The 13624-nt window shown below is 40.9% G+C and carries 13 protein-coding genes; 8 read left to right on the top strand and 5 right to left on the bottom strand.

What is annotated here, in order from left to right; genetic code table 11:
• Positions 1-12: 12 nt before the first annotated feature.
• Together H7992_RS18010 and H7992_RS18005 are read right to left on the bottom strand one after the other, a co-directional pair.
• Positions 13-555, bottom strand: a complete 543-nt coding sequence (locus H7992_RS18010) for a helix-turn-helix domain-containing protein (protein ID WP_187045472.1) — start codon at positions 553-555, stop codon at positions 13-15.
• A gap of 785 nt (positions 556-1340) precedes the next feature.
• Positions 1341-2795, bottom strand: coding sequence for a hypothetical protein (locus H7992_RS18005; RefSeq protein ID WP_187045471.1), 1455 nt, complete (start codon positions 2793-2795; stop codon positions 1341-1343).
• A 72-nt stretch (positions 2796-2867) separates the two neighbouring features.
• Between H7992_RS18005 and H7992_RS18000 the strand changes: the two genes are divergently transcribed.
• From H7992_RS18000 to H7992_RS17985, 4 genes are all read left to right on the top strand, one after another.
• On the top strand, positions 2868-3191 hold the full coding sequence (locus H7992_RS18000; RefSeq protein WP_067211620.1) for a hypothetical protein: 324 nt from the start codon (positions 2868-2870) through the stop codon (positions 3189-3191).
• Between the two features lie 198 nt (positions 3192-3389).
• Entirely contained in the window at positions 3390-3932 is a 543-nt protein-coding gene (locus tag H7992_RS17995) for a peroxiredoxin (protein WP_067211617.1), read from the top strand.
• A gap of 84 nt (positions 3933-4016) precedes the next feature.
• Positions 4017-4469: a TlpA family protein disulfide reductase gene (locus H7992_RS17990; protein ID WP_187045470.1), complete on the top strand. Its 453-nt coding sequence runs from the start codon at positions 4017-4019 to the stop codon at positions 4467-4469.
• A gap of 304 nt (positions 4470-4773) precedes the next feature.
• Positions 4774-5433 carry a potassium channel family protein gene (locus H7992_RS17985; protein ID WP_067211613.1) on the top strand — a complete coding sequence of 220 codons (660 nt, stop codon included), beginning with the start codon at positions 4774-4776 and terminating at the stop codon, positions 5431-5433.
• A 752-nt stretch (positions 5434-6185) separates the two neighbouring features.
• Here H7992_RS17985 and rnjA read toward each other — a convergent pair.
• The 3 genes from rnjA to def form a co-directional block, all read right to left on the bottom strand.
• Positions 6186-7853: a ribonuclease J1 gene (gene rnjA, locus H7992_RS17980; RefSeq protein ID WP_187045469.1), complete on the bottom strand. Its 1668-nt coding sequence runs from the start codon at positions 7851-7853 to the stop codon at positions 6186-6188.
• A gap of 2 nt (positions 7854-7855) precedes the next feature.
• Entirely contained in the window at positions 7856-8065 is a 210-nt protein-coding gene (locus H7992_RS17975) for a DNA-dependent RNA polymerase subunit epsilon (protein WP_067211608.1), read from the bottom strand.
• Between the two features lie 479 nt (positions 8066-8544).
• Positions 8545-9102 carry a peptide deformylase gene (def, locus tag H7992_RS17970; protein WP_067211605.1) on the bottom strand — a complete coding sequence of 186 codons (558 nt, stop codon included), beginning with the start codon at positions 9100-9102 and terminating at the stop codon, positions 8545-8547.
• Between the two features lie 136 nt (positions 9103-9238).
• Between def and H7992_RS17965 the strand changes: the two genes are divergently transcribed.
• The 4 genes from H7992_RS17965 to H7992_RS17950 all read left to right on the top strand — a co-directional run bounded on the left by H7992_RS17965 (position 9239) and on the right by H7992_RS17950 (position 13623).
• The gene (locus tag H7992_RS17965; RefSeq protein ID WP_067211603.1) at positions 9239-9880 is read left to right on the top strand and encodes a YkyA family protein; all 642 of its coding nucleotides are present in this window, start codon (positions 9239-9241) and stop codon (positions 9878-9880) included.
• 266 nt (positions 9881-10146) lie between these two features.
• Positions 10147-11262 carry a pyruvate dehydrogenase (acetyl-transferring) E1 component subunit alpha gene (pdhA, locus tag H7992_RS17960; protein WP_067211600.1) on the top strand — a complete coding sequence of 372 codons (1116 nt, stop codon included), beginning with the start codon at positions 10147-10149 and terminating at the stop codon, positions 11260-11262.
• A gap of 3 nt (positions 11263-11265) precedes the next feature.
• The gene (locus H7992_RS17955; RefSeq protein ID WP_187045468.1) at positions 11266-12243 is read left to right on the top strand and encodes an alpha-ketoacid dehydrogenase subunit beta; all 978 of its coding nucleotides are present in this window, start codon (positions 11266-11268) and stop codon (positions 12241-12243) included.
• 30 nt (positions 12244-12273) lie between these two features.
• Positions 12274-13623 (top strand): dihydrolipoamide acetyltransferase family protein, encoded by a 1350-nt coding sequence (locus tag H7992_RS17950; RefSeq protein WP_187045467.1) that lies wholly within the window; start codon positions 12274-12276, stop codon positions 13621-13623.
• Position 13624 lies beyond the last annotated feature (1 nt).

Below are 13624 nucleotides of genomic sequence, written 5' to 3'. Positions count from 1 at the left end.
CACTCCTTTTCTTTATAAGTAAGATTCTGTCGCGACGAGCAGTATTTCGCTCGTTCCGTTAGATGCATTTGATAAACAGTGATGCTCGGATGCATCATAGTAGACTGCATCTCCTTTTGAAGCGATGTATTGTGTATTCCCAATGATCACGGCGACTTTTCCTTTCAAAACATATATAAATGTTTCTGCAAGAGATGGCTCGAATTTTTTAAATTCGCCCTGTGCGTGAAATGTGATGTGGACAGGTTCCATATCATTCTCATTTGATCTGGGCACTAACCACCGAATACTATATTTCATCTCATCATCGCTGTAGATCGTCTGATTATCAGTCGAGTAGACAACTTGTACATTTTTCTTGGGTTCGTCAAAAAAGTCTTTAGGTGTCGTTCCTAACACTTCTAATAATGCAAAAAGCGTTTCAATCGAAGGGGAATTCAAATTTCGTTCCAACTGTGAAATATGCCCTTTCGTTAAATCAGTCCGTTCTCCAAGTTCTTCCTGAGTGAGCCCTTTTTTTAAGCGTAGGCTTTTAATCCTGCTTCCAATCTCCATGGACATCCCCCTAATCGTAATGGAGTTTAGTAATACTATACTTGAAGTTTACTGAAAACCCTTCTAATTATACAAAATATCAAGCGAAAATCAAGGGTTACTTTAATATAACTCAGCAGAAGTATCTGGCTTCTATAAATGACATGATTGATAATACATGTGTTGGTTAACCAAACAAACTTAAATAAACACAATGGAGGGCACTGAAAAAGTACGATATCCTTCAATCCCGTTGATTTCCGTTCCGAGCGGACGCTTTCCGCGGGCACGGCTTCAGCTCGGGCTGTTCCCGCCGGAGTCGCCACTCTTCACTACAATCAACTAGTTCTTACTATCAAAAAAGAACTTTTTCAGTGGCTTCACATAAAGCGCTAAAGTTTTTGGGAACGAGTAAATAACCAGTTACTTATCCATCAAAGGGCAGCCAAAGATGCAATTTTGGCTGCTTACTCCTTCTTTATAGCATTTCCTTTTCGAATGTAAGACAGTGTCACTTTCTATATAGCGTCACACTGTTACTTGTATGATCTTTGCTAAAATAAGCAAAGAGACTTTATTAAAAGCGATGGAGTGCCCGAAATTTCATCTTCGGCCACATTTAACCCACGGTAAAGGTATTGTGATCATTTCTTCAGAAGAGAGCCGGAAATGTACACGTGCAAATGTGAATTTTTATGCTTTTCTTAAAGATGATTCATGTGAGAAAATGGTTAATCAACAATCTTGGATTGATAATAAATAAAACCGGATTAGCCTCCTTATAAGAAAAGAGGGTCCGGTCATTATCACATACGAGAATTTGATTTCTTTCGGCGCAGTTTACTCATCATCATCTTGCCAAATGTAGTAACAACTAAATAAGCAGAAAGACCAATTCCACTCAGTGCAGTGACAAGTGAGACCCATTCAAAAAACGTGTAGCTGGAAAATTGCCTCCAGCCAGAAGGGGATTTCCAGTCTTCGATAACGAGATTCATACCATAAATTCCAGAAATGACGGTGAAAATTGTGAGAATGAAAAGAAGCATGTTCATCTTGTCGGAAGCCTGATTTTCTTGGCTTTTATACAGTTCGTGCAAAGTTGTATTCACTTCTTTGTAAAGGCAATCGATATTGAATGCTTGTCGGAACATCTGCGAAAGCTCTTTTCCTTCCGAACGTGTACTTACTTCCTGAGAATAATAGCCGGCTGAAAATAGCGTGATGAACTTAATCAGTGATTTTACATACTCCTCATCTTTTTCCCATTCGATTTGACTATATTCGAAAGACATTCGAAGTAACATTATCTTATAAAAGTAATGGAGAAGAAAGTTATAATAATGAGTACCCATGTATTGTGAAAGTTCCCTGCTCATATCCTCAGGAAGGCAGTTTGTAACAGTTACAAATGCATGCTCAGTTGTAACTGTATACGTGTTTGGGGCCCATCTATCATGAAGTGACTGATTCAGAGAACGCTGGATATAGTTTGGATTATTAGCGGATATGAATAGCTGGCCATTAGGTAATCTACCGTCCAAAGCACCCATTCGATACAATTGATCATCTGTGATGAGAGAATCTTGCTGGCAGAAAAGGAAAGCGGTTGTATACATCCTCTCATCTTCAAAGTAAGGCAGAGAGCCGGAATAGCCGTTCGACTTATCATCATGCAATATGAATTTTTCCAAAAAAGGACATAGATATTCAAAAAGTAGATGTCGAATAGATAAGTGATTTCCATTTTCGGGGCAGATAATTACCATCCCTTGTTCCTCTACTAACTGAGGTTCGACTGCTCTGAAATGATGCATGAAATCAAGAACGTCTGCTAGTTCATGGTCCTGGTTATCTAATTGAACTTTGACAGTTAAAAAAGCAATGTCGAAAGGGCCGAGTATTATATCGACGCTTTGGATAACGAAAGACATATTTATAGTTCTAAGTTTGTATTCAAAGCGTTTCATGATAGACTTTGTAAATCTGTGAAATCCATTTTCGTCTAACGAAGTGGGAAAGAGTTTGTCTTCGAAATAGGGTAGAAAATACTGTTTAAGTTCTTTGCCAGTAACAGAGATTTCATCTTCGTTAACGCTACCTTCACTTAAAGACTTGTCTATCTGAAAAAAAGCGTAGTCATTTGCCTTAAGTGTTAGCGCAAGGTCATCCTTTCCCATACTGTCATATCTTATAGGAAGAGTAAATGACATATGCGAATGATGAATATCCAGTTTATTAATTGGAATTGTTAACTGCATTTTCACTCATCCTTCATCAATTGAAATTTTGGCTTTTCATGGTACAATATAGCGAATAAAGGAGGGCTTTGATTGGGAAAAAAGAAAGTAATTTATTTGGACCCGGATGACCGTAAATGGACAATGGAAGACCTCGGACTTAGTTGGGAATCGATTGGTAATCTTTTGGAAGATAAAAAAGAAATCGAAGGCATCTTTCTTATGAAAAATGGAAAGATCCGCAATATAGTAGAACTGCCCAATCACTGCAAAATCTGCCTTGATCCATTAGATTATAATGACGAACACGATTCCATATTTTGCCCATCGTGCGACGAATGGCGTGAGAGCTCTTGTAGTGATCCAACTTGTGAATATTGCCTAGCACGGCCTGCGAAACCGTCTAATTGTAAATAACACTTACAACTCTTTTCCCTCAATTGGGGGAAGAGTAAACATAATGACTGTATATACGTCATGGAATTGCCACATATTGAATAGGGCGCTGTTTGGACAAGGCGCTCCGTTTGAAATAGGGCGATTTTTTTGTTAGTCTTGATAAGGATTGTGCAGGCGGTTGTCCTGGCACAAAAGAATTAGTGGAGGGGTTATTTAATGATTAACCGTATGGTAGGTAAGCAAGCACCAGATTTCGCATTGGATGCGGTACTAGCAGATAAGTCTTTTGGAAAAGTAAGCCTTCAAGAAAATATGAAAAACGATAAATGGACAGTATTATTCTTTTATCCAATGGACTTCACATTCGTGTGTCCAACGGAAATTACAGCAATGTCTGATCGTTATGATGAATTCGAAGATTTGGATACAGAAATTATCGGTCTATCTACGGATACAATCCACACGCACCTTGCGTGGATCAACACAGACCGTAAAGATAATGGCTTAGAGCAGTTGAAATATCCACTAGCAGCAGATACTAACCACCAAGTTTCACGCGACTATGGTGTGTTGATTGAAGAAGAAGGTATCGCACTACGCGGCCTGTTCATCATCAACCCTGAAGGTGAACTTCAATACCAAACAGTATTCCACAACAATATTGGCCGTGATGTTGACGAAACATTGCGTGTGCTTCAAGCTCTTCAAACTGGCGGACTTTGCCCGGCTAACTGGAGACCTGGTCAGAAGACACTATAAGTAACAGTTGAATTTTTACCAAATGAAGTCCCCGTGCATATATTAGCAGTGGGGATTTTTTTGAAAAACGAAGGAGGAAAAAGCATGAAACTACGTGATCAATTACCTGAACTTACAGGTGCAACAGCATGGTTGAATGGAGAAAGAACAAAAGAGGAATTGGTCGGTGAAAAACCAACTCTAATCCATTTCTGGTCTGTTAGCTGTCACTTATGTAAGGAAGCAATGCCTGAAGTCAATGAATTTAGAGACAAATACAAAGAAGATTTAAACGTCATCGCAGTTCATATGCCACGTTCTGAAGACGATTTAGATCTAGTTGAAATCAAATCAGTAGCAGCTGAACACGACATTACTCAACCGATTTTTGTCGATAGTGAAGCGACACTAACGGATAAATTCGATAACCAATATGTTCCGGCTTATTATGTGTTTGATAAAGACGGCCAGTTACGTCACTTCCAAGCAGGCGGCGGGGGCATGAAAATGCTTGAAAAGCGCGTTAACCGCGTACTAGATGAAATGAAAAAAGAGTAAAGAATCAGCCCGATTGCGCATTCGCGACATCGGGCATTTTTAATTGTTTAGGAAATAGTAAAACCACGTACTGTTGTAGATAAGTTGTATTATAGAGATTTTACATCTAGGCCCAAGACCCACACGATGTTGGTCATGCAGTGGGGAGGGATTGAACAGCATCTCTTCCTTATTGCGACAGGATGTACTAGTGAGGACGTCGCCACAGGACGTGGCGCCTTTAGACGATAGATGGATATTTGAGCGTACTAATTCAGTGTGATACACTAATCGAATCCAGTAAGTGGATAGGGGAGGGTGCTCTATGAAAAAGGAATTTGCGGTAATTGGCTTGGGTCGTTTTGGTGGGAGTATTGTAAGAGAACTAATTGAGCTCGATGCTGATGTTATGGCTATCGATATTTCATCAGAAAGAGTGGATGAGTATGCTCACATTGCTACACAAGCGGTAGCGGCCGATACGACTGATGAGTCTGTTCTCAGGTCAATAGGCATCCGCAACTTCGAACATGTAGTTGTTGCAATTGGAGAAAATATCCAAGCAAGTATTTTGACAACACTTATGTTGAAGGAAATTGGTGTGAAAAAAATAACAGTGAAAGCTCAAAATGATTCCCATGAAAAAGTGTTGCGTAAAATTGGGGCAGACCAGGTAGTACACCCTGAACGCGATATGGGGATTAGAATTGCGAACAATATGGTATCGAATAATATACTCGATTATCTTGAACTGTCAGATGAGTATTCCATTGCGGAAATAAAGGCGAATGATAAACTCGTTGGATCAACATTAATAGATTTGGACATTAGGGCCAAATATGGTGTCAATATTGTTGCCATCAAACGAGGTAAGCATATACTTGTATCTCCTCAAGCAATTGAAAAAATCCGACTTGAAGATATCCTGATTGTCATTGGATCGGATGAGGAAATCCATAAGTTTGAAAAGAAAGCACTGCATTAATGAATCACGTCTGTTGATTAATCATTTACTTGCATGAAATACTGGTGAGTAGGGCTTGAAGACCTTCATTTTCACTGCACTATTTTCGGCCCGCTTTCGACTAACTATTCATGATAGATTTACTGAGGGGTCCGAGTGTGGTAGAAGTGACTTCGTCACTTCTACCACACTCTTTTCAGTAATACTATTGGGAATAGTTGCCTGTCGCGTACCTACAATGTTCAAGTAAAAAATGCAGTCGTTTGGAAGAAAAGAATAGATTATATTCTATGGAGAGTGTCAGTGCCCGAAGATGCAATTTCGGGCACTCTATTACATTGTACAATGCGTTCCTTACTTACTTGTAGCAAAGAGTATGCATGTAATCATGTGAACCTTTATAGAAAGTATCAGCCGCCAAAATTGCATCTTTGGCGGCTTTTATCCAGCTAAGAAGCACAAGCTATTCTTTCGTCCCAGAAAGCTTCAGCAATACGTGTACTTATCCATTTGGAGCGCGACGAATGAAGGACCACCATACGATTACCGAAAAGACTGTGTAGGGATGCGACAAAGTCGCATCCCTACACAGTCAGACATCCCGTTAATTGTTTAGAAGTCATTCAATCCAAAGCAATCGGAAAATGCAACTATACACGTAGCGCCTAGTAGGTAATCATGTTATTCACTAGTTACTATTAGGTTTATCAACAGATGTGTTAATGAATAAAAAAACCGTAAACGCTTATAGGCGTTTACGGTTTTTAGCTTTGTTAAACTTCCATGATAACAGGAAGCACCATTGGTTTACGTTTCGTTTTATCGTATAAATACGGTCCGAGAACATCAATGATTTCACTTTTCAGTGCATCGAAATCTGAGGGCGAGCTTGCAAGCTTGCGCTGCATCTGTTTGGATAACATCTGTTGTGCTTCGTGAATCATTGCACCAGATTCACGCATATAAACGAATCCACGAGAAATGATATCTGGTCCTGAAACGACACGATTGCGTTTTAGATCTACAGTTGCTACAACAATTACAAGACCATCTTCAGACAAAATTCTGCGATCACGCAGAACGACGCTGCCGATATCCCCGATTCCGCTTCCGTCAATATAGACATCACCAGAAGGAATCCGACCAGCAAGGTGCGCTTCATCTTGTGTAAGAGCGAGTACATCGCCATTCCCCATGATGAATGTGTTCTCTCGAGGAACATCACAAGAGACAGCAAGATCAGTATGGATTTTCAACATTCTATACTCACCGTGAATCGGCATGAAGAATTTTGGTTTGATCAATCTAATCATCAATTTTTGTTCTTCCTGCGAACCGTGACCGGAAGTATGGATATTATTTAAAGAACCATGGAGCACATCAGCACCTGCACGGAATAGTGCATTAATAGCTTTATTGATGCTAAGTGTATTGCCTGGAATCGGTGAAGACGAGAAAATTACCGTATCGCCAGGATGGATTTGAACTTGTCTATGCGTTCCGTTTGCAATACGAGAAAGTGCAGCCATCGGTTCACCTTGACTACCTGTACAAAGAATTAATACTTTGTTGGCCGGCAGCTTATTCAATGATTGGGTATCGACAAATAATTCTTTCGGTGCATCGATGTAACCAAGTTCTCGACCGATTGTAATGGCATTGTCCATACTGCGGCCAAATACCGCAATTTTACGACCCAATACCTGGGCAGACTCAATTACTTGTTGCAGTCTATGAATATTTGATGCGAATGTCGCAAATATAATACGGCCTTCAACTTTTCTGAAAATCTCATTCAAGCTGTCGCCGACTTTTCGTTCAGACATTGTGAAGTTAGGGATTTCAGCATTTGTACTATCTGATAACAGACAAAGTACGCCTTCGCTACCGATTTTCGCCATCTTCGTCAAGTTTGCTGGTTCTCCAACTGGTGTGAAGTCGAATTTGAAGTCACCCGTGTGAACAATATTACCGGAAGGTGTTTTAACTACAACACCGAATGCATCTGGAATACTATGTGTGGTCCGGAAAAATGATACCGCTGTCTTACGGAACTTGAAAACGTCATCTTCACCAAAAGGGATCAACTTCGTAGTCCGTAACAGACCATGCTCTTCTAGTTTGTTACGCAAAAGTCCAAGTGCAAGTTTTCCGCCATATACTGGCACGTTAATTTTACGAAGAAGATAAGGAATACCACCAATATGATCCTCATGGCCATGTGTAATGAATAGGCCTTTAATCTTGTCCACATTACGTTCAAGGTATGTGTAATCTGGAATGACATAGTCGATACCGAGTAATGCGTCATCAGGGAACTTAATACCAGCATCAATTAGAATAATTTCGTCTTGAAATTGTACACCATATGTGTTTTTACCGATTTCACCTAGTCCGCCTAAAGCGAAAACGGCAGTTTCATTGTTTTTGATAGATTTCATACTTAAACCTCTTCAAGCTCGAAATAGGGTGCAGCCTGTTCGTATTCAAGATGAACACCTTCAAGAAGTTGGATAAATTCGATGTTAAAAGCACGATCTTTCAACTTCGCACGGACTGACCTTTCCGAGTCCGCCTCGATGTACATGCTTTTCGTATTTTCACGGACTGGTATTTGAAGCAAGTTATCTTGATAATAGATTTTATAAATCATCGTTTGCTCTCCTTTTTACGTTCGTTTGAACTGATTCTCTTTATATTAGCATGACACCTCTTTAAAATAAAGAAAAGCCCACCAATTTGATGGCGGACTTAACATAATTAAGCGATAGTTTTTTTTCCGAGTATGCCATTTAGCCGTTTCAACCATTTTCGTTTTAGGCGTTTGTACATGGCGACATCACTCCTCAAAATCATTATACTATATTCAGAACATTGTGTCAAGCGGGATTTTCGGCATAGCCGAAAGATCCATCCGTTATTTAAAAGCTTAGTCGAAAGATCCAAGTAATCACCAGTAACATGGGGGGGAGGGGGTTGTATCAGCTACTGCCCTTCAAATTGTGGCAGTAGATGGTACCACACACTTGGCACCATACTGCAAACTGAACAAACTCTAGGAGCATGTAGGATATAAAGAATCCGTTCAACTCCCCTGTTAGGCGCCTTCGCTCTGTTTACACAGAAAACATTTCAATCGCGAACAAGTGGGGTGGCACCGGGAATATCCTTAAAAGGTACTTCTTTATCAATATGGTCATAGAACATGACACCATTCAAGTGATCAAGTTCGTGTTGAAAAGCAATAGCGGCAAGTCCTTTCAATCTTTTTTTGAATTCATGGCCATCGGGATCATAGGCTTTAATTGTAATCCGTGCATAACGAGGTACATATCCTTCTACATCGCGATCTACTGACAGGCAGCCTTCACCTGAAGGAAGATAGGTTTTTTCGATAGAGTGACTGACGATTTTTGGATTAACAGCAATAAAACTAATTGCTTGTTGAACATCATCTGTAATATGGAGTGCAAATATTCTTTTCGATTTATCCAATTGTGGTGCGGCTAGGCCGATTCCAGGGCGGAGGTCGAACTTTTCACTCAGTTCGGAATCTTGACTATTTATAACGTACCCCATCAAATCCTCGCAAAGTTTCCGGTCAACATCGGACAATGGGAAACTTAATTCTTCGGCTCGTTTGCGGAGAGCAGGGTGTCCTTCCCTAACAATATGTTCCATTAAAATCATCGTGCAATCTTCCTTTCGGTTTTACTCTATTCAATAGTATAAACGAATGTGAATAGGGGTGGAAGAAATTGAACGCGAAGTTGAATAGTGAAATATAAAACGTTATAGTGTAGAGGGAAATTGGAGGTCGGCAATTTTGAAGAAATCTATCATTGGATACATATTAGCGGTAACTTTGGTGCTCTCAGGGTGTAGTTCTGACTCGACGATTAAAACGCAACTGTCAGCTACTATAACAAAGATGAATAATGCCGAACAAGCATATAAGGATGCGCAAGCTGAATTGACGGAGCTTGAAAAATCGGAACAGGAATTATTCAATCAGACGATGGAGTTGACGCAACAACAGTTAGGTGAGCTGAAAATAAAGGTAGCTGAGCTTGAAGAATTGCTGGGACAACGACTTACTCATATAGAAGGAGAAGAAAAGTCCATAAGTAAAGCAAGCAAATCCGTGGACGAACTCGATGCAATCATTGAACAAACAGATGGAACTGTTGAAAAAAGTATAGAAGAACTGAAAGAAGCTGTAACTAACCGATATGAGCTCCATTCAGCCTTTGTTGTTGAATATAAAAAACTTACCAGTCTTCAAGAGGAGTTATACGGAATGCTTGTTGCTGAGGAAGTTGAACTAAAGGAACTTAAGGATAAAGTCGGCGAAGTGAATGAACAGAATGAGTTAGTCCATACAGCAGTTATCTCTTTTAATGATGCGACGGTCAAAGTGAATGTGTTAAAGGACGACACTTTCTCTAATTTACAGAAAGAAGAATAAGCAGTAGTGAGGCAGTAGAGTTAATTCTATGCTTTTTTCTATAAATATAAAGTGCGGGAAAATGGTATTCTATTATAATACAGACGTCTTATTGTGCTAATACAGTTTGGTAATGACAATCAATTCTAATAGCTATTATCTGCAAAGGTACATGCGATTACTATGTTTGACCATTCAGTTCTGATTAGATATACTGTGAAGGGAATAGATTGTACCAATCAATACACTAATGGTTCATAATACAGTTATAAAGGAGAGTTGCCGAAATGGCTGCCAAAAAAGACAAGCAGTTCGATCCGGTGGAAACACTTCACGCGATTGAAGAAAAGTTTGAAATGTTCCAGATCTTGAACGAAGAAGGCGAAATCGTTAATAAGGATGCAGATCCGAATTTATCCGATGAAGAACTCATTGAGTTAATGACTCGTATGGTATATACACGTATTTTGGATCAACGTTCAATTTCGTTGAACCGTCAAGGACGTCTAGGATTCTATGCACCGACAGCGGGGCAGGAAGCTTCACAACTTGCTTCACAATTTGCACTTGAGAAAGAGGATTTCATCCTTCCAGGTTATCGTGACGTTCCACAAATGTTATTCCACGGATTACCGTTATCAACGGCATTTTTATGGTCACGCGGCCATTTCCAAGGTGGTAATATTCCAGAAGGCGTCAACGTATTCCCGCCACAAATCATTATCGGTGCACAATATATTCAAGCAGCAGGCATTGCACTTGGCTTCCAAAAACGCGGAACGAAAGCAGTTGCTATGACATACACAGGTGACGGTGGTACATCGCAGGGTGACTTCTATGAAGGGATTAACTTTGCAGGAGCATATCGTTCTCCAGCAATCTTCATCATTCAGAATAACCAATTTGCTATTTCGACTCCACGTGACATGCAAACAGCTGCAAAAACGCTTGCACAAAAAGGTATTGCAGCAGGTATACCAAGTGTTCTTGTTGACGGTATGGACCCTCTTGCGGTGTATGCGGTTACACGTGACGCACGCGAGCGCGCAATCAATGGCGATGGACCAACACTAATCGAGGCGCTTTGCTACCGCTACGGGCCACATACTATGGCAGGAGACGATCCTACGCGTTACCGTACTTCAGAAACAGACAGCGAGTGGGAAAAACGCGATCCGTTAATCCGTTTCCGTACATACCTAGAAGCAAAAGGTATCTGGAATGAAGAACAAGAAAACGTAGTAATTGAACGCGCTAAAGAAGAAATTAAAGAAGCAATCAAAATAGCTGATGCAGCTCCTAAACAAAAAGTAAGCGATTTTATCAACATCATGTACAAAGGCGACCTGCCATACAACTTGCAGGAACAGCTAGCCATTTACACAGAGAAGGAGTCGAAGTAACCGATGGCACAAATGACGATGATTCAAGCAATAACTGATGCTCTACGTACGGAGCTGAAAAATGATGAAAACGTCCTCGTCTTCGGTGAAGACGTTGGAAATAACGGAGGAGTCTTCCGTGCAACTGAAGGCTTGCAAAAAGAATTTGGCGAAGTGCGTGTATTCGATACACCGCTTGCAGAATCTGGTATTGGTGGACTAGCAATCGGGTTGGCATTCACAGGCTACCGTCCAGTTATGGAAATTCAGTTCTTTGGTTTCCTTTATGAAGTAATTGACTCAGTTAGTGGTCAACTTGCGCGCATGAGTTTCCGTAGTGCAGGTCGTTTTAATGCACCTGTTACAATCCGCTCACCATTCGGAGGCGGCGTAGCAACACCTGAGATGCACGCTGATAGCCTTGAAGGTCTCGTAGCTTCACAGCCTGGTTTGAAAGTAGTTATCCCTTCAACTCCATATGACGCGAAAGGGTTACTGATTTCTGCAATCCGCGACGACAATCCGGTCATCTTCCTTGAACATATGAAACTGTACCGTTCATTCAGACAAGAAGTTCCTGAAGAAGAGTACACGATTCCACTTGGGAAAGCGGATGTGAAACGTGAAGGGAAAGACCTTTCAATTATCACGTACGGCGCAATGGTTCACGAAAGCTTGAAAGCGGCTGAAGAACTTGAAAAAGAAGGCTTCTCTGTAGAAGTTATCGACTTGCGTACAATTCAACCAATGGATATCGAAACAATCATTGCATCTGTTGAAAAAACAAACCGTGCAATCGTTGTACAAGAAGCGCAGAAACAAGCAGGAATCGCTGCGAATATCGTAGCTGAAATTACAGAACGCGCAATTCTAAGCCTTGAAGCACCTGTTCTTCGCGTAACTGCACCGGATACTATTTATCCATTTGCGCAAGGTGAAAATGCTTGGCTTCCGAATGCGAAAGATATTATTGAAACAGCTAAAAAAGTATTGACGTTCTAAAAAGGTATCAATTAAGAAAGGGTGAATCACGTGGCATTTGAATTCCGTTTACCAGATATCGGAGAAGGAATCCATGAAGGTGAAGTCGTAAAATGGTTCGTCGCTAAAGGCGATAAGATCAATGAAGATGACATACTTCTTGAAATCCAAAACGATAAAGCAGTTGTGGAAATTCCATCACCGGTTACGGGTACTGTTGAAGAAATACTCGTTTCCGAAGGAACAGTTTCAGTCGTAGGGGATGTATTGATTCGCTTCGATGCACCTGGTTATGAAAATGTGAAATCTGAAGAGGATGACAACGCAGAAACTGAAGCACAAGTTCAAGCAACAGCTGAAGCGAGTCAACCGATTGAAAAAGAAGAGGCGCCTAAGGAAGAAGCAACTACAACAGTAGCTGCCCCGACTGCAAGTGTGCAAGCACAAACAGACGTCGATCCGAATCGCCGCATTATTGCAATGCCTTCCGTGCGTAAATTTGCGCGTGAGCAAGGTGTCGAAATTCAGCAAGTTGCAGGATCAGGCAAAAACGGCCGCATCTTGAAAGAAGATATCGAGTCATTCAAAAATGGTGGACAAACACAAGCGGCAACTCCAGCAGTGGCGGATCAAGATGGTCAAGCTGAAAGCGTTGCACAAGAAACTTCGGCTCCGGCTCCAGTTCATCTTGAAGGCGATTTCCCTGAAACACGCGAAAAAATGTCTGGAATCCGAAAAGCAATTGCAAAAGCGATGGTCAATTCAAAACACACTGCTCCGCATGTTACGTTGCTTGACGAAGTGGATGTTACTGAACTCGTTGCACATCGCAAAAAGTTCAAAGACATTGCTGCAGAAAAAGATATCAAACTGACGTATTTGCCTTATGTCGTAAAAGCACTTGTTTCGACATTGCGTGAATTCCCAGCGTTCAATAGCTCACTCGATGATGCTACACAAGAAATTGTTCAGAAGCATTATTACAATATTGGTATCGCTGCGGACACTGACCGCGGACTTCTTGTTCCGGTTATCAAGCATGCAGACCGTAAATCAATCTTCGCAATTTCTGATGAAATCAATAGCCTTGCCGTAAAAGCACGCGATGGTAAATTATCACCTGCTGAAATGAAGGGTGCTTCTTGTTCCATCACGAATATTGGGTCTGCAGGAGGACAATGGTTTACACCTATCATTAATCATCCTGAGGTTGCAATTCTTGGAATTGGTCGTATCGCAGAAAAGCCAGTTGTGAAAAATGGTGAAATTGTAGCGGCACCTATGTTAGCATTGTCATTGGTATTCGATCACCGGATGATCGACGGCGCTACTGCACAACACGCGCTGAATCACCTTAAGAGATTGCTCGCAAATCCGGAACTTTTATTAATGGAGGCGTAAA

It is taken from the genome of Sporosarcina sp. resist (assembly GCF_014302295.1).
Classification (GTDB): Bacteria; Bacillota; Bacilli; order Bacillales_A; family Planococcaceae; genus Sporosarcina; species Sporosarcina psychrophila.
This window is presented reverse-complemented; position numbering and strand designations above follow the sequence as displayed.